The sequence below is a fragment of the Senimuribacter intestinalis genome, assembly GCF_943192965.1.
Classification (GTDB): domain Bacteria; phylum Bacillota; class Clostridia; order Peptostreptococcales; family Anaerovoracaceae; genus Senimuribacter; species Senimuribacter intestinalis.
On the sequence record NZ_CALPCF010000007.1, the window covers coordinates 97,133 to 114,802 of the forward strand.

Genomic DNA, 17,670 nt, shown 5'->3' on the forward strand with positions numbered 1-17,670 from the left:
GGCTGCTTTAACGATAAACACCCGTTAATTGCAGCCAGCTCCCGCACATCATCCTCTATTTATTTAATCACAACCTTATGGAATTTCTTCTTGCCCTTCTGAATCAGCAGTTCGCCGTCCTTAAACAGATCAGCCGTTACGTTCATCTTTGGATTGGTTACTTTTTCACCGTTTACGGAAAGTCCACCCTGTTCGATGGTTCTGAAGCCTTCACCATTGCTCGGCACAAGACCCAGCTCTTTAATCAGAGAAACCAGACCTTTACCATCACCGTCAAAATCAGCAGCAGCCATTTCTGTGGTCGGGATGTTAGCAGCATCACCGCCGCCTCCAAAGGCAGCTCTAGCGCCTTCCTGGGCTTTTCTGGCTTCCTCTTCGCCGTGTACCAGCTTGGTAACCTCGTAAGCCAGCACTTCCTTCGCCTTGTTGATTTCAGCACCCTCTAGGGAGGATAGCCTATTGACCTCTTCCATCGGCAGGAAGGTCAGGAAACGCAGACACTTGTTCACATCAGCATCGCCGACATTTCTCCAGTACTGATAGAACTCATATGGGGAAGTTCTCTCCGGTGACAGCCACAGCGCACCTTTCTGGGTTTTGCCCATTTTCTTACCCTCACTGTTAGTCAGCAGTGCAAATACCATACCTTCTACATCAACACCGCACCATTTTCTGGACAAGTCCTTACCTGCCAGAATGTTTGACCACTGGTCGTTGCCGCCGAACTGCATTTTCAGTCCGAAGTCTCTTGCCATAACGGTAAAGTCATAAGCCTGCATGAGCATGTAGTTCAGTTCAAAGAAAGTCAAACCGTCGCCGATTCTCTGCTTGTAACAGTCTGCTCGCAGCATATTATTCACATTAAAGTGTGTTCCTACTTCTCTTACGAACTCAACATAGTTGAGCGGTCTCAGCCAATCTGCATTGTTAATGCTGATTGCTTTGCCTGGAAGCGGTTCTCTGTTCTGATGACCCGGCGCATATACACCGTTGTTGCCCTCGTATTTCCATTCATCGTCAAAATCAAGGAACTGATCAAACAGCTTTTTAAAAGCTGCGCAGTTATCATCAATAGTATTTACAGTCATCATCTGACGCATGTCCTGTCTGCCTGACGGGTCGCCTACCATACCGGTGCCGCCGCCCAGCAGTACAACCGGTGTATGTCCATATTTCTGCATGTACATCAAAATGATAACCTGCATAAAATGTCCGATATGCAGACAGTCTGCAGTCGGGTCAAAACCGATATAGAATTTGATCTTTTCTTTGCCCAGTAACTCTCTAACTGCCTCTTCATCGGTTACCTGCTCAATGAAGCCTCTTTCTTTCAGTACATCGTAAACATTATCAAACTTGCTTACGGAATCAGGAATAAAATTTTTCATGGTAAATATCCTCTCTTCTTAGAATTTTGCCCTGGAATTTCATTAATAATCGCCCTTTATTTTGTGCCGAACAGTCTGTCGCCTGCATCCCCTAGCCCCGGAATAATGTAAGCGTGTTCGTTGAGTCTCTCGTCTTTCGCTGCGATGTAGATATCCACATCCGGATGTGCCTTTTGCAGTACCTCAATGCCCTCCGGTGCTGCAATCAAACACATGAATGTGATATTCTTCCCGCCTCTCTGCTTGATAAAATCAATAGCAGCTGCCGCACTTCCACCAGTTGCCAGCATAGGATCTACGACAAAAATCTGCCTTTTATCAATGTCTGTCGGCAACTTGCAGTAGTATTCCACCGGCTCGTGGGTGTCAGGATCACGATAAAGACCCACATGTCCAACTTTCGCATTTGGAACAAGTGCCAGCATGCCGTCTACAAAACCAAGACCTGCGCGAAGAATTGGTACGATAGCAATATCTTCCCCTTCCAGCATATTTACCTTAGTGCTGCAAAGCGGTGTTTCTATCTCTACTTCTTTCAGCGGCAAATTTCTGGTCGCCTCAAAACCCATCAGCATGGCGATTTCCTTTGCCAGTTCTCTGAAATCTTTGGTGCTGGTATCTGTCTTTCTCATCAGCGCAACCTTGTGCTGAATCAGTGGGTGGTCAAAAATATATACTTTGCTCATTCTCTTACCTCTCTTTCTGCTGCTTTGCGGTTACATCTCGTCCAGCATCGCTGTTCTTCTCTCGTGACGACCGCCTTCAAATTCAGTATCCAGCCATGCGTCAACAATCTCAACAGCGAGCTCCGGTGCAGTGGTTCTTCCGCCCAGCGCAAGGATGTTGGCATTGTTGTGCTGTTTGGTCAGCTTTGCCATCTCTACAGAAGTGCAAAGCCCGCAACGAATGCCCTTCACTTTATTGGCAGCGATGGAAATGCCTATGCCTGTCCCACAGACGACAATTCCAATATCCGCCTTTCCGGAAGCCACCGCTTCCCCGCATGCCTTTCCGTACACGGGATAATCCACGGACGCTTCGGAATCAGTTCCGAGGTCCACTACTTTAAATCCCCTTTCTAATAAATGTTTCTTTACAATATTTTTCAACGCGAACCCGCCATGGTCGCTGGCAACTGCAATAATCATATGTATTAAACCTTTCTAATATTATATCCTGCGGACTTCAGCATTCTGTTCATGACAGAAAAGCCAATGCCCTCCTCCGGCAGCGCCGACGCCAAAATCATATCAGCGCCTTCTCTGTCCGCTTCTCTTAGCCTTGCAAAAAACTGGTGCGCTGCAGCTTTCTGATCTTTTTCGTCAAAGGCAATGACACAGACCTTCTTGCCCTCCGCCCTGTATTTTGCGGCTTCCTTGCAAATGACCTCCTGCACAGCCTGCGAGCTTCCTTCAAAGACCGTCATCTGTGCTTTCGGTGCATAGTGCTTATATTTCATGCCCGGTGCTCTGGGCTTAAAATCTTCATTATTAAATACATCCGGTCGCTGATTCAAAGTTGGATCAAGTGCTACCGGCTTTTTCAGCGCCTCTTCAAAATCCTCTCTGGTAATAATGCCAGGTCTTAAAATCATAGGCTGTTTACCTGTCATATCGATGACAGTGGATTCAATTCCCACCTGGCAGTCGGTGCTTTCTATGATCGCATCCACTCTTCCATAGAGATCCTCTTTGACATCTTTTGCCGTTGTTGGACTGGGCTTTCCGGAGAGATTTGCGCTGGGCGCTGCAATAGGACACTGCGCTGCACTAATCAAAGAAAGCGCCACGGGATGATCCGGCATACGAATCCCTACCGTATCAAGGCCGCCTGTAGTCGTATCAGGTATCAGGGAAAGCCTTGACACAATCATGGTCATGGGACCCGGCCAGAAATGCTCCATCAAAATCTGCATATCAGCGGTGACTTCAGGGGTCAGTGCAAGCAAATCGTCCTTTGACGATATGTGGACAATCATAGGATTGTCAGAAGGTCTACCCTTTGCCGCATACACCTTACCCACAGCTCCTGCATCGAGGGCATTGGCGCCCAGTCCATAGACCGTTTCTGTAGGGAATGCAACCAGCCCTCCCGCTGCCAAAATATCCGCTGCCGCTGCAATATCTTCAGTTGTGTCTTTTAGTAATTTTGTATTCATCATAGTTTCATGCCCACATAGCTGACAACGCTGTGGGCGGATTTAGTAAGTCTGCAGATGCAGTGAAATTCGTTCGTAGCTAGGCGCCGGATTTGATGAGGCTCGGAGCGTACAAATGGTACGTGAGAAATGAATCAAATTCGAGCAACAACGCTGCGGGCGAATTTAGCAAGTCTGATTAGAAGTTCTTCATTTTCTCTGCCTGATCACTAGTAATCAAGCCATCGATGATTTCATCTAAATCACCATCTAAAATTGCATCCAGTCTGTACAGAGTCAAACCAATTCTATGCTCGGATACTCTGCCCTGCTGGAAGTTAAAGGTTCTGATTCGCTCACTTCTGTCGCCGGAACCAACCTGGCTCTTTCTGGCCTCAGAAATCTCTTTGTTCTGTTCCTGTAGTTTCAGGTCATAGAGTCTTGCTTTCAAAACCTTGAAGGCTTTTTCTTTGTTCTTAATCTGGGACTTTTCATCCTGACAGGTTACTACAAGTCCAGTCGGCTCATGGGTCAGTCTGACTGCAGAATCTGTGGTATTTACGCACTGACCGCCGTTACCGGAAGCGCGGTACACATCCACTCTGACATCGTTTGGATTCAGATCCACTTCCACATCGTCGACTTCAGGCAGAACAGCTACCGTTGCTGCAGAAGTATGAACACGACCTGCAGACTCCGTTTCTGGCACGCGCTGCACTCTGTGTACGCCGCTCTCGTATTTCAGTCTGGAATATGCACCCTTACCCTTAATCAGAACTACGGCTTCCTTAATACCGCCGATTCCAGTGTCGTTGACATCCATCAGTTCTGTCTTCCATCTGTGGCGTTCTGCATATCGCATATACATTCTAAGAAGATCCTGTGCAAATAATGCGGCTTCGTCACCGCCAGTGCCTGCCCTGACTTCCAGAATTACGTTCTTTTCGTCGTTAGGGTCTTTTGGCAGCAACAGAACTTTCAGTTCTTCTTCGTTCTTTTCAATCTGTTCCTCTAAATCGTTGATTTCCATCTTTGCCAAATCACGCATCTCTTCATCTGTCTCGTTTTCAACGAGATCCTTGGCATCGCGGAGACCTTCTTTTGCTTTCTTGTACTCTTCGTACTTCTTAACAATCGGCTCCATCTCGCCCATTTCCTTGATGTATTTCTGCCAGACCGGCTGATCATTTATGACCTCCGGATCAGAAACCTTCAGGGACAATTCCTGATATTTCTCAACAATAAAGTCTAACTTATCAAACATATCTATCTCCTCAAAATAAAAATTTCCATATCTATCTAAACATATATTGTACCACAAACTGCAATTTCCTACAATTGAAAAATACCCAAAGCTGCCAATTATTTCTGTGCAGCCTTTGTCGATGTCTTTGCCATGATGCAAGCTATTTCCCCATTGACTTGCCACCGTTATAAGCGTAAAATATTTTATCGTAAAATAGGAGGTTTGACTTTTTATGAAACGAACACTAATAAAAAACGGAACGGTGGTCGACCCTGCGCAAGCAATCGAAAAAATCACCAATATATATATCGAAGATGGAAAAATCGTCGAGCTTACAGATGAATCGCCAAATGTCAATTTAGTTATCGACGCTGCTGGTAAAATCGTCTGCCCCGGGTTTATCGACATTCATATGCACGAAGACGACTACGATCCAAAGACAGACACCACTGCCGTAAGCATGGCAGAATCAGCACTTCATATGGGAGTAACACTGGATATCGGCGGCAATTGCGGTAACAACGCCTGCGATCCGGATCACTATCTGGACATTACTGATCGAGACGGTGCGCCGGTAAATCTCGGTCTTTTAGCCGGTCATACTTATCTAAGGGGACGCAGTGGAAAGCAGGATAAGTATCGCCCCATTGACGAAACCATCTTAAAGGAAATGACTGCTGTATGCGAGGATTTTCTGGATAAAGGCTGCCTCGGTATTTCTTTCGGGGTAAAATACGTGCCAGGTACAACACCAGAAGAAATCGCTGCTCTTGCTAAACTCTGCCGCAAAGGTGATAAAATCGCAGCTTCCCATGTTCGTCAAGACGTCAACGAAGTATTTGCTGCAGCAGATGAGCTAGCTGCCATAGGCGAAAACTGTGGGATTCGCGTACAATTTTCTCACATAGGCAGTATGGGCGGCTATGGCCAAATGCCGCAGCTTCTTGAAAATATCAGAAATTACCGTGCAAAGGGGATCGACATGCTTTGCGACTGTTACCCTTACAGTGCTTTCAGTACTGGAATCGGCGAAACTACCTATGATGACGGATTTCTGGAACGTTACCACGCTGACTACGACAGTATTCTCATTGCCAGCGGAAAATATGCAGGCAAGCGCTGTACCAAAGAAATCTTTGATGAACTGAGGGCAACTGCACCGGACACAGCTACAGTCGGCTATTTTATGCGAGAAGAAGATATCGAAATGGCGCTGACTTCACCGCTGATTATGCTGGGCAGCGACGGAATCAGAACCGACGGCATGGGACATCCTCGCGCTTCCGGCTCCTTCGCACGTTTCATTGCAAATTACATCCGTCCGGGAAAAATCAGTCTTTCTGAGGGAATCAGCAAAATGACCACTATGGCAGCAAATCGTCTGCATCTGCCGAACAAGGGAAATTTCTTGCCGGGCAGCGATGCTGATATTACCATTTTTGACCTGGAAAAAGTGCAAGACTGCGCTACTTACGAAAACGGACAAATCCCATCCAAAGGATTCAGCTATGTCCTCATCGGCGGCGAAATTGCTCTGCAGAATGATAAAATCGTAAATAACCGATTAGGAAAAGCTGTAAGAAAATAAAGTCGGAACGAGGTCCTGCTGAATGTGCTGTTCTATATAGGAACCAAACGAAACCCAAATCCGCTTTGCAGAAAAAAGCAAAAAATCTCCCAAAAAAAGCACTCCAAGCGTTTTGACGAACGCCTGTAGTGCAGTACCTTTTGTTTTTGGAGCAAAAATACGACTTAAAACGGATAATACGCAGAGAGAGGTTTAAGATTTAGGTCAAACGTTCCTCTTGTTTGCTTGTCACATGCCTTGCCGCCTGAAAGTTTTCCTTTTTTTGAAAGAAGAAAGGGTATAGTTCTGCAATGAAGAAATTCTTTTTATGTGTTCTATTTGATGCTAACACAGACATTCTAATGCATAAAACTAAAAAGCCGGAGACAAATCTCCGGCTTCTGGTTTTTCTGATTATATTTACAGGTTGTACTTGTTCTTGAACTTTTCAACACGTCCACCACGGTTGATGAACTTCTGCTGTCCTGTAAAGAACGGATGACATGCTGAGCAAACGTCAAGTCTCATTTCTTCTTTTACGGATTTCGTAACAAAAGAATTACCACATGCGCAAGTTACTTTACATTCCTTATAATCAGGATGGATTCCTTCCTTCATGCTTCTTACCTCTTTCCTGCTCAGGCAATGCCCGTGCATAATTTATCTGTATCTACTACAGCTTTTATACTATATCACACTTGTTTGCAGGATACAAGTAATTTTTGCAGAAAATTTCTCAGGAAATCGCAGATTATTTTATTGTCTTACAAAGCTCAAGCAAAGCATTTGCATAGATTTCCGTAATTCTCTCGTAATCAGCAACACTGTAGTGCTCATTGGCTTCGTGAGCAAGCTCCTCCTGATCCGGAAACACCGGTCCAAAAGCAATGGCGTTAGGAATTGCCCGCGCATAGGTTGCTCCGCCCAGAGAAATCGGCTGAGACTGCATATCTCCGGTCGCGTCCTGATATACCTTCATGAGCGTTTTTACAATCTCGCTGTCCTTTTCAAAATAGATTGGATCCATGCAGACGCCATATTCCAATTTTCCGTTCAACGCTCTGGTAAGCGGCTTCAGTTTCGCATCAACATCTTCAAAGGTTTTGGTTACCGGATAACGGATGTTCATCGTCAACGTCAACGCATCTTTTTCCATTTTCATCAAACCTACATTGACAGTCATCAAGCCGGAAGCCTCATCTTCCCACCCAATTCCCATCTTTTCTCCGTTATAGTCAAGACCTATATAAGTATGATACTTCTCAATCAAATTCTGCTGCACAAAAATGTAACGCTCTCCCTCACTCAGAAGATACAAAATTTCCATCAAAGCAGAAATCGCATTGACACCCTTTTCCGGTGTCATCGCATGGGCAGCTCTGCCCTTTACTTCAACAAAAACTTCGCCCTCTTTCGTCAAACAAACACCGGTTTCCGCCCCAAGCTTTTCTGCATGTGCGCTGATTTCTTCTATCAATTTTTCTGCCCGGATGCTCTCATCTGTCCATGAGATTTTACATCTTGCGCCAGTAGGCACTACGTTTGCACGTTCACCGCCGCAGAGCTCCTGCAGAGAAAGCGAAGCTTTAGCCGCACCGCCTTCATTTATAACCGGGTAAGATAAATCCGCATTGATCAGCCCTTTCTCACAGAAAATCACAGGAAAGTTAGCATCCGGAACAATGGATATTTCCGGCAGCTCCGGTTTCCCTTCCAGATATCTGGCGATGCTGTTCCACTCTACTTCCTCATCTGTACCAATTACCATTTTCAGTCTGAAATCAGGCGGAAGCAAATTGTTCTCCTTGATATACTTCATTGCGTACATACAGCAAACCATTGGTCCTTTATCGTCAATGGAGCCTCGTCCGTACATTTCTCCATCCTTGATGATTCCCTTAAAAGGCTCAGTTTCCCAGCCTTCACCGGCGTCCACTACATCGGCATGACAGAGAATTCCAATCAAATGATTCCCCTCTCCCAGCGTAATCTCCCCGATATAGTTGCCGATATTTTCAGTGTGAAGTCCCATTTCTTCACCACGCTGCAAAATCTTTGCAAGGCAATCTGCAACATCTTTTCCAAAAGGTGCACTGCAATCATCACTTTGGGTTGCAATGCTGGGAATCTCTATAAGTGCAGAAATATCTCCAAGCAAAGCCCCTCTATTTTCTTCGTAAAATTTTTCAAATTCTCGTTTCATCACAGCCTCCTGTTTCTTAGCTCAGCAGAGAAGCGTCTTTTTTAAGGGCTTTACAAAGAACATAGTACAGTAATCCGGATAAAGCGATGCTCTGTACCAGAACCAGTCCGTCTGTTACGAAAATGTTCATCACAAATCCTGCTAACCAGGAAATAATTCCATACCATACAAAGCCTTCGACCGGCTCCCATTTTGAAGCAGTACCTTTTCTCAGCAGCCAGTAGTCTGACAACATTACGCCGCCCATCGGAGCAAACGCAGCACCCAGCCATGTAATGAATCCCTCAAACTGGTTCATAATTCCAAGAACTGCTAAAATAGTTCCGATTGCACCGGCAATCAGCGTAACCATAGCTCTCTTTTCATCTTTCAGTTTCAAAATATTTACAAGGTTGATACCTGCAAGGTAAGCATTGCTTGTATTTGTAGTCCATGCCGCTAAAATCAGTACAACCATACCTAAAATCGGAAGACCTACATCGCATAAAACCTGACTGACATCATACTGACCCACAGCCTTAGCCATCAGAATTCCGATTACCAGCATGAGAATTCCCGCAGGAAGTACGCCAAATACGGTTGATTTCAGTGTATCTCCACGGTTTTTCTGATAACGGGAGAAGTCTGCAACTGTCATGGTCTGCATACTCATAAATCCTGTCGTCAATGTAATTCCTTGTACTAAAGTCATCGTCGTTTCTGTCTGCGCATTGAGATTTGCAGTACCGTTATTGCGCAGCGCCAAATAACAGCCTACTACACAAACAATCAACAGTGCCGGTACAGCCAGTGTGTTGATTTTTCCAATGGCGTTAATGCCGTATACTGCTGTAACCAGCATGATTGTTCCCCAGATTAAAATGGATACAACCTCCGGAACGTGAATTCCAAAAGAGTTTGCCATCAGATTTGTAAATGCACTGCCGCAAACTGCGGTATTAACGCCAAACCATCCGAGCATTGAAATGGTAAAGAAGAGGCTGTTTAAATATCTTGAGCCCGCTTTACCATAGCTGGACTGTAGTATCACACATGCCGGTACGCTGAGGTCGCTTCCCTCCATACCTCCCAAGCAAGTAAAAACAATAACTAAAGCATATCCGATGCAGCCTGCCAAAAGAGCCTGTGTCAGCGGCATTGCAGAAGCAAGTAATCCTCCAATCAGCATGCTCGGAACGCTAATCATAACGCCGGCATGTAAAAAAGCCATTTCAATCCAGCCCTTTTTCTCTTCCGGTGCAACTTGAGTTAGTGTGGTGGTTTCAACGCCACTACGTTTCTTTTCGTTTTCGTTCATAACTCATCCTCTTTTCTCGATAACAAATATACTTTAATGAATACCTTCCGCAATTCCGCCCCGCCCCTTGGCGGCTGATTAGATTTCAAAGAATGCACCTTTTAGCAGCGAAATGCGTGCACCTGTTACGGTGCTTTCATTTTATATAATATCTGTCTTTTCCGCATTAAAATATTTTGAATGAAAACTTAAAAATATTCAAATATTCTCAATGACAATTTTTCCTCTGTCCACTATACTTTTCCTCGAAGAATGCACTAAAACACTCACTGTAAACAAGGAGGTTATAAAATGTACGATTACGAATTACAAAAAGCTGCGGACACTTTAATTGGCGATCTTTTTAAGGTAAAGCCGGGCGAAACTGTTGTTATCACTTGCGATTCCCTTTCATGTATGAATGTGGTAAACGCTGTTATGTCCAGCGCTCACGCTGCAGGAGCTCTTCCTATGATGATTAAGTTTCCTGCACCGGACGGCATTGGACAGGCCGCAGACCCAAAACTGCCAATTGAGCCGTTAACTGCCGCCGTATCCAACTGCGACGTATGGATTGAATTCAACCAGAAATGGCTGCTCTATTCTACCCCATACCTGCGTGCAATTGAAGCAAACAAAAAAATGCGCTACATGTGCTTGGTAGAATATACCGAAGATGTTTTGATCCGTACTTTAAAAGATCTTAACAGCGAAAAGCTGGCAGCATTTATGAATAAGGTTGCTGATTTAAACAGAGCTGCAAAGGTGACTCGCATGACGACCCCTGCAGGGACTGACGTTACCTTTGAAACCAATCCGGAACACACAATTTTAGTAGATGCAGGTCTTGCTTCAAAGAGCGGTATCTACATGATGGCAGGTCAGCTCAACGTAGTACCTAAGTTTGGTTCTGTAAACGGAACCATCGTCTTCGACGGCACCGTTACTCCTCCTTTTGGAAGAAATCCTGATGTTCCTATCAGATTAACTGTAAAGAACAGCGAAATCGTAAAAGTTGAAGGCGGCGCAGACGCAAAAGCATACGAAAAATGGTTAAAGAGCTTTGACGATCCGGGCATGCTGAAGATGGCTCATGTCGCATACGGCTTCAATCCTGGCGCGCAGCTTTCAGGTAACGTTGTTGAAGACGAAAGAGTTTGGGGCGTTACGGAGTGGGGAATCGGTTATGTAAGCCCGATTATTGCTCCACCTGATGGTCAGCAGGCGATTTCTCATACTGACGGTATTTGTATCGATACTTCCGTATGGATTGACGGCGTTCAGATTATGGATAAGGGTAAAATGGTTGACCCTGAGCTGGAAGCAATGTATCCACACAACTAAGAAACCCATACCTTGCATAGTATCCTTTTGTATGATACTTCTGCCAAAAGGGCTTCGGATAATCCTCCGAAGCCCTTTTGGGATAAAGCTATTATAACATTCGATCTATCATCGTAAGCATGGTAATACAGGTATGAAACTGGACAATATCATCTTCAAATCCTAAAATCTGGCGCAATTTGTTAATACGATACCGAATTGTTGCTTCACTCTGCCCCATAAGATTCGCCGTCTCACTGTAAGAGCCTTTGCATTGTACAAACATTTTGCATGTATTAAACAAGGTCGAGTCATTTTCACTTCGATAGATAGAAATCAAAGATTTCAGGCTGTCATAGTAACTGTATAATTCACTGCTATCCTTCAACTTCATAATCAACGTCAAAATGGATTTGTTGTCATAGACAATTCTCTTTTCCTGGAGATAATAGGCGGTATCCAGGGCAAGAAGTCCCTCATCGAGGCAAAGATTCACTTCCTTCTTGGGGTGTACTGCACTGACCCCTGCCGTATAATTGGAAAAATACTGTTCCAAATAGTTACAAAAAATTGTTTGGATTTGATTAAGCTCCTCTTCACTGTCATGACTGATTAAAAAATAATGCAGATTATCGTGGAAAATATAGACGTCCTTCTGCCTTTTTAAAAAATACGCCATCAAATCATTCTCCATCATAGGTGAATGTAGATTTCCGCGAACAATAACTATTTGCAACAGTTTTTTAAATTTAGGATTAATACTCTCTAACACCCGTTTTTTCTCTGCATCGTTAAGCTTTCCTGTATGAATTTCATTTAATTTATTCCCATTAAAAATATGGTAATACTTCTGAATGATTATATTATTAATTGTCTCCATAATAGACGCATAAGAAACTGTCCAGCTCACCATAATCAATGGCAGCTTTCCTCTATTACACTGCTCTTTTATTTCTTCGGTAATCAGGTGCGCATTCTCATCTGTGATAATCAGCGCACTGCATTGAAAATTAACCAAGACCTGAATAAATTTCGTAAACTCCTGCGGCTGTGTTGCAAATTGATCGAGACCGGAGATATACAAATCTCCCTTTTTCACAATACTTTTGTCAAAGATGCCGGATTTCACCGAACAGTCATAGACAGAGGTTCGATTGACTACATTATCAAGATACTTTTTTCCTGCAAGAACCTTCGCATTTTCAAATAACGGCTGCTTTAAAATCAGTTCTATTGTGCACAACATAACCTTCCTGCCTACCTTTCTTTCCATTTTTCACAGTATACCACAGAAATCTCTGCGGTAGAAGTATCAAAAATTAACATAAGGGCTCCGCTCAATTCCTCAAATCATTGTAGCAGAACCCCCCTCTTTTACCATTTCCGAGAAGGAAACTCCGGTTTTCTCTTGTCATAAAATGCAGCAAGGCCTTCTTTTGCGTCTTCACTGGTGAAAGCTTTGTATCCAAGCAGTGCTTCCGTCTCAAAAGCCTGCTCCAGCGGGATTTCCCGCAGCTTCAGTACTGATTCTTTCGCAGTCTGCACTGCCGTCGTACTTAGAGTGCAAAATTTCTTTGCAATTTCCATTGCCTTATCCATCACGTCCTTCGGTGCAACAACATGGTTCAGCACCCCGTAGTCAAGAGCTGTTTTGGCGCTGATTTTCTCACCCATCAAAATCAGTTCCATCGCTCTGATGTAAGGAATCTGTCTTGCCAATCTCGCCAGAGTTCCTCCTGCCGGTACAATGCCTAAAGAAACCTCCGGAAGAGCAAATGTGGCTTCGCTGGACGCTACTCGGATGTCTGACGCCAGCATAATTTCAAAGCCTCCGCCCATACAGTGTCCATTGACTGCACAAATTACAGGTTTATACATATCCACATGCTTGAGATGGGCTGGATCCCATTCGTCAATATAATGACCCTGTCCTAAATAAGGAATAGATTCTGTCAAATCCGCACCAACACAAAAGGCTTTCTCTCCTGCACCGGTTAAAATACACGCCGCAACCTGATTATCTGCCTGCGCCTTTTTAAAGGCTTCTCCTAAATCGTCATACATCTGCAGGGTGAGAGAGTTCAATTTCTCCGGTCTGTTGAATTTTATAACGGCAATTCCGTCTTTCACTTCATAAGAGATATTTTTCATTACAGAACTCCTTTCTCACGCAATCTCTCAATCTCCGATCCAGAAAGCCCAAGGAATTCTTTATAAACCTCCTGATTGTGCTGTCCGATTTCCGGTGCTTTTCCCGATGTATCGCACGGCGTTTTGCTCAGTTTAATCGGCGTTCCGAATAATTTCCCCTGCGCACTGCCGTATGTATAATCGATAAACATCTCTCTGGCATTGAGCTGCGGATCCTCCAGCACCTGATCAATTGCATGAATTGCTGTAAGTGGTAACTTGTCGGCAAGGGCGTCCTGCAGCTCCTGACATGTATAATTAGAAAACCATTCATTTATTTTAGGCAAAACTCTTCTCTCGTACACCTCTTCGTCAAAACGTTTCGGCATGGTGTCAATTTCAGGGTCGGATAAAAGCTCCGGCTCGCCGAAGAATTCGCAGGTAGTTTTCCAAAATCTGTCTGTATAGCCACCGAAGAAAACTTCCCCGTCCTTGGCTTTAAATTTTCCGTAAGGTCTGCAAAGGGGATGATCATTGCCGAGAGGCGTCTGCACCTTGCCTCCAACAGTATAATTGGACACTGCATTTTCCGTCAGCGCCAAAGAGGAGTCCAGCTGGGCTACATCGACAAGCTGCCCCTCTCCGGTTTTTTGGGCATGAATATACGCTGACAGTGTTCCAATGGCGCCGAAAAAGGTGGCTGCCAAATCGCCGATGATCGTTCCAATTCTAGTCGGTTCCCCTGGCATACCGTTCATAGACCAAAGACCGCTGAGAGCCTGACCGCTGTTATCATAAGCAGGCCATGAGGAGTACGGTCCCGTCTGTCCAAATCCTGAAATCGCAGTATATACAATTTTAGGGTTATATTTCTTTAAATCTTCATAGCCGACGCCCAGTTTATCCATCACGCCTGCTCGATAATTTTCAATGACAATATCTGCCTTTTCAACCAGCTCTCTAAAAAGCTCCTTCCCCTTCTCCTCTTTGAGATTTAAGGTAATGGCCTGCTTATTTCGATTATACTGTGCAAAAAAGGCGCTCTGTTTTTTCTCGCCGTCTACAAGATACGGCTCAAAGTCGCGGGTATAATCCGGGTCCTTCGGATTCTCGATTTTAATGACCCGTGCGCCTAAATCTGATAAAATCATAGTCGCATAAGGGCCTGCTACTACTCTTGTTAAATCCAGTACTGTTACACCTTCTAATGGTTTCATACCTATTTCCTCCATGAATTCGTACCGAAAAACCGTAATTTCTTCGATTTTCCGGTACCTACCCAAAATAAGATTCATTACTTTACAGAATATATTTTTTGTTTAACAACATACTTTCTATTTCTTCGCTCTCTTTTCTTCCATGTCGGCAAGATAGTATTTGCCCGGTGTATGGAAGAATTCATCCTGCAGCTTAACAACCTGCGGCACCAGCCAGATAACAGCAACCATATTCGGTATGATAAACAACGCATTAAAGAAGTCATTGAGCTGATATACCACGGTCAATTCCATACCGAAGGTTACAATAATCATCGTTGCAATTGCAATAAATCTCCATGCAACACCGGCTTTTGGTGTTTTAAACAGGAACTCTGCCTGTCTTTCATCGTAGAAAATAACCACAGTAATCGTCGTAATTACAAACAGTAACACGCAAATCGCTACAAAGTAATCTCCAGCCACACCAAAGACAGTGTGAAATGCCGCCTGTCCTAAAGCGCCGGCATCAATACCGGGCATCTTCCAAACGCCTGTAGTCAGCACTGCAAGCGCTGTAGCCGTACAAACTAAAATCGTATCTACGCCTACTTCAAAAACACCCCACATTGCCTGTCTAATCGGGTGATCAACATCTGCAGCCGCATGAGCTGACGGAGCTGAACCAAATCCCGCTTCATTGGAGTACACACCCCTTGCAGAACCCCAACGCAGCGCCAGCGCTACAGTGGATCCTGCAAAGCCGCCAACGGCCGCATGCGGTGCAAAAGCATACACAAAGATGCTTCCCAGTGATGGAAGAATTTCACCAGCATTAAGTACCAGAATGATAATTACACCTAACAGGTACAACGCTGCCATAATCGGCACTGCTTTTTCCATAACCTTGGCAATTCTTTTAATTCCGCCGAAAACAATAACTGCAACAATTACTGCAACGATAATACCGAATACTGTTCCGTTAATACCAAAAACAGAAACCTGCGCACTGGCAGACAAAGTCTGAGACGCTACAGACGGAATACCTGCAATCATGGTGAAAAATGCACAGAAAATAGCGATTGCATGTCCTGCCTTTTTCCCTCCGCATAACTCCTTTACATAGCTGAAAGCGCCGCCGACCCATTCACCTTTTTCGTTTTTAGTCCTGTACTTCATACAAAGCGCAATTTCAACATACTTTGTACAGCCGCCTACAATCGCAATAATCCACATCCAGAAAATCGCTCCGGGACCGCCTAAAGCGATGGCTACCGGCACACCTACAATGTTGGAGGCTCCGATGGAGGAAGCCAAAGCAAAGCAGAGCATGCTGCTGCAAAAGAAGAAATTTTATCATCTTCCCCTTTGGCAAACATCTTTCCAAAAGTCTGTGAACAGATGTAACGGAGTTTTGTAATCTGAGGAAAACCTAAGCGAAAACTCATATACAGTCCACCGCCAACGATTAAAATCAAAATGGGGAGCCCCCAAAACCAGTTCGCACATGCGACACAAAAATTTATAATACCTTGCATAGTAAATCCTTTCTATGTATCAAAAAATATATCCTGTAAATTTAAATCTCGATCCTTATATCTATTGTTTTTTCATTTTATCATATACACAATCACCGTCTAAATAGGTTTTTTCTACAACGATTTCATCGATGCGTTGTGGATCTATTGTAAAAATATCCTCAGATATAACTGCAAAGCTGGCACGATAGCCGGCGGTCAGCTGTCCCAGATTTCTAAAACCTGCAATCTCCGCACCCTCTTTGGTATACATGCGAAGAGCAGTTTCTACATCTATGCAGTTTTCTCTGCCGCAGTCCGTTCCGTCATAGGCAGTTCTTGTTACTGCACATTTTATGTTTGGAAACGGATTTGACGGTTCTGCCCAGGATGTGGCCGGTGCGTCTGTGGACAAGGCTACTTTAACCCCACGGGCAAGCAAATGCTTAATCGGATAAGTTTCCTTTATCCACTCCATTCCCAGATTGTTCCGATAGCTTTCAATCTCCGCATACATGAAAATACTTTGGGTGGAAAATGCGATGTTTTCCCTCGCCGCCCTGTCGATGGCCTGCTCTGACGGATCAGTGATATGTTCCAGCCTTATAGACGGCTTATCTGAAAGCCACTGACCCTCTCTGCATGCAATTTCAGTCATACGGTCGATGGCACGTTTTCCCATCGTGTGTACCGAAAGCTGGCAATGATTCTTCTTACAAAAGGCTATCGCACTTTCTACTTCCTCATCGCTGCAGACTGAAATGCCGTACTCCGTATCGCTGCCCAAATAAGGTCTATCCATCCAGGCAGTCCTGCCGCCTACGCTTCCATCACCGATCAATTTGATTCCGGCTTTGCGGATTTGCCGCTTTGGCTCTGCAATTTCCTCGCTCCATTTAAACTCAGGATTTTTACGAATTAAATCCCAAATATAATACATGGCTACATCTTGCTTAAAGCCTCTCTTTGCGGCTTCCTCATAGTACTCAAAATAGTCCACAGAGTCCAGATTTCCCATATCCGTCACAGCTACAATGCCCTGTGAAAGCAGTAGTTCTCCCAAAGAAACAAGACTTTCGATGACCTGCTCTTTGGATTTTTCCGGCAAAATCTCCCCAACCAGATGTCTTGCATTTTCTTTTAAAATGCCTGTAGGCTCGCCGTTTTCATCTCTGTCGATTTCCCCGCCCGGCGGGTCAGGTGTATCCTTTGTAATTCCGGCAAGTTCCAGCGCTTTACTGTTCACACTGCGAATATGGGAGCAGGAACGAAGCAGCTCCACAGGATATTCTGTCGTCGCTTTGTCCAAATCCCATCTGTTTGGGCTGCGGTGCTCTGCAAATTTTTCTTCGTCATAGCCCCAGCCCTGAATCCATTGATTTGGTTTGCTATCGCTGCTTTTCTCTCTGATAACCTCCGTAAGTTCTTCTATAGAATGTACCTTTGGAGGCAGACAGGAAATTTTAGCGGCACAGTCCGCCAAAATGACGGGGTGCATATGGCTGTCCACTAGGCCCGGTATCACCCGCTTCCCGCCTAAATCCGTAACGGGATATCCTGTTTCCGGCAAGTCCTCCTGTTTTCCAATCCATGAAATAACGCCGTCCTCTACCACAAAGCATTCTTCAAAAGGCTCCTTTGTATCTGCGGTAAATACCTTACCGTTTATGAAAACTTGATTACTCAC

The 17,670-nt window shown here is 44.6% G+C and carries 15 protein-coding genes; 2 read left to right on the forward strand and 13 right to left on the reverse strand.

From position 1 onward, the window contains the following. Positions 1 to 59: 59 nt before the first annotated feature. From tyrS to prfA, 5 genes are all read right to left on the reverse strand, one after another. Positions 60 to 1,388, reverse strand: coding sequence for a tyrosine--tRNA ligase (gene tyrS / locus NFR88_RS08085; RefSeq protein WP_251614919.1), 1,329 nt, complete (start codon positions 1,386 to 1,388; stop codon positions 60 to 62). A gap of 56 nt (positions 1,389 to 1,444) precedes the next feature. Continuing rightward, on the reverse strand, positions 1,445 to 2,074 hold the full coding sequence (upp, locus tag NFR88_RS08090; protein ID WP_160201682.1) for a uracil phosphoribosyltransferase: 630 nt from the start codon (positions 2,072 to 2,074) through the stop codon (positions 1,445 to 1,447). A 30-nt stretch (positions 2,075 to 2,104) separates the two neighbouring features. Beyond that, complete coding sequence (gene rpiB, locus NFR88_RS08095; protein WP_251614922.1) at positions 2,105 to 2,536, reverse strand: ribose 5-phosphate isomerase B; 432 nt, start codon at positions 2,534 to 2,536, stop codon at positions 2,105 to 2,107. Between the two features lie 5 nt (positions 2,537 to 2,541). Beyond that, positions 2,542 to 3,549 carry an L-threonylcarbamoyladenylate synthase gene (locus NFR88_RS08100; protein ID WP_251614924.1) on the reverse strand — a complete coding sequence of 336 codons (1,008 nt, stop codon included), beginning with the start codon at positions 3,547 to 3,549 and terminating at the stop codon, positions 2,542 to 2,544. Between the two features lie 175 nt (positions 3,550 to 3,724). Continuing rightward, entirely contained in the window at positions 3,725 to 4,789 is a 1,065-nt protein-coding gene (gene prfA, locus NFR88_RS08105) for a peptide chain release factor 1 (protein WP_160201680.1), read from the reverse strand. A 214-nt stretch (positions 4,790 to 5,003) separates the two neighbouring features. Here prfA and NFR88_RS08110 point away from each other — a divergent pair, with 214 nt between their 5' ends. After that, the gene (locus tag NFR88_RS08110) at positions 5,004 to 6,359 is read left to right on the forward strand and encodes an amidohydrolase family protein (protein WP_251614926.1); all 1,356 of its coding nucleotides are present in this window, start codon (positions 5,004 to 5,006) and stop codon (positions 6,357 to 6,359) included. A 399-nt stretch (positions 6,360 to 6,758) separates the two neighbouring features. Here NFR88_RS08110 and rpmE read toward each other — a convergent pair whose 3' ends face one another. From rpmE to NFR88_RS08125, 3 genes are all read right to left on the reverse strand, one after another. Next, positions 6,759 to 6,956, reverse strand: coding sequence for a 50S ribosomal protein L31 (gene rpmE / locus NFR88_RS08115; protein ID WP_160201678.1), 198 nt, complete (start codon positions 6,954 to 6,956; stop codon positions 6,759 to 6,761). Between the two features lie 133 nt (positions 6,957 to 7,089). Beyond that, positions 7,090 to 8,541: a dipeptidase PepV gene (gene pepV / locus NFR88_RS08120; RefSeq protein WP_251614928.1), complete on the reverse strand. Its 1,452-nt coding sequence runs from the start codon at positions 8,539 to 8,541 to the stop codon at positions 7,090 to 7,092. A 16-nt stretch (positions 8,542 to 8,557) separates the two neighbouring features. Beyond that, the gene (locus NFR88_RS08125) at positions 8,558 to 9,838 is read right to left on the reverse strand and encodes a cytosine permease (RefSeq protein ID WP_160201676.1); all 1,281 of its coding nucleotides are present in this window, start codon (positions 9,836 to 9,838) and stop codon (positions 8,558 to 8,560) included. 291 nt (positions 9,839 to 10,129) lie between these two features. Between NFR88_RS08125 and NFR88_RS08130 the strand changes: the two genes are divergently transcribed. Continuing rightward, the gene (locus NFR88_RS08130) at positions 10,130 to 11,161 is read left to right on the forward strand and encodes a 2,5-dihydroxypyridine 5,6-dioxygenase NicX family protein (RefSeq protein ID WP_160201675.1); all 1,032 of its coding nucleotides are present in this window, start codon (positions 10,130 to 10,132) and stop codon (positions 11,159 to 11,161) included. Between the two features lie 91 nt (positions 11,162 to 11,252). Here the strand turns inward: NFR88_RS08130 and NFR88_RS08135 are convergent, their stop codons facing one another. From NFR88_RS08135 to NFR88_RS08155, 5 genes are all read right to left on the reverse strand, one after another. Further along, the gene (locus NFR88_RS08135; protein ID WP_251614930.1) at positions 11,253 to 12,386 is read right to left on the reverse strand and encodes a PucR family transcriptional regulator; all 1,134 of its coding nucleotides are present in this window, start codon (positions 12,384 to 12,386) and stop codon (positions 11,253 to 11,255) included. Between the two features lie 128 nt (positions 12,387 to 12,514). After that, on the reverse strand, positions 12,515 to 13,291 hold the full coding sequence (locus NFR88_RS08140) for an enoyl-CoA hydratase/isomerase family protein (protein ID WP_251614932.1): 777 nt from the start codon (positions 13,289 to 13,291) through the stop codon (positions 12,515 to 12,517). Further along, positions 13,291 to 14,487: a CaiB/BaiF CoA transferase family protein gene (locus tag NFR88_RS08145; protein WP_201759548.1), complete on the reverse strand. Its 1,197-nt coding sequence runs from the start codon at positions 14,485 to 14,487 to the stop codon at positions 13,291 to 13,293. Before NFR88_RS08145 ends, NFR88_RS08140 begins: the two co-directional genes overlap by 1 nt. A gap of 117 nt (positions 14,488 to 14,604) precedes the next feature. Further along, entirely contained in the window at positions 14,605 to 15,798 is a 1,194-nt protein-coding gene (locus tag NFR88_RS08150; protein WP_330588318.1) for an alanine/glycine:cation symporter family protein, read from the reverse strand. Between the two features lie 267 nt (positions 15,799 to 16,065). Continuing rightward, complete coding sequence (locus NFR88_RS08155) at positions 16,066 to 17,670, reverse strand: amidohydrolase (RefSeq protein WP_251614934.1); 1,605 nt, start codon at positions 17,668 to 17,670, stop codon at positions 16,066 to 16,068.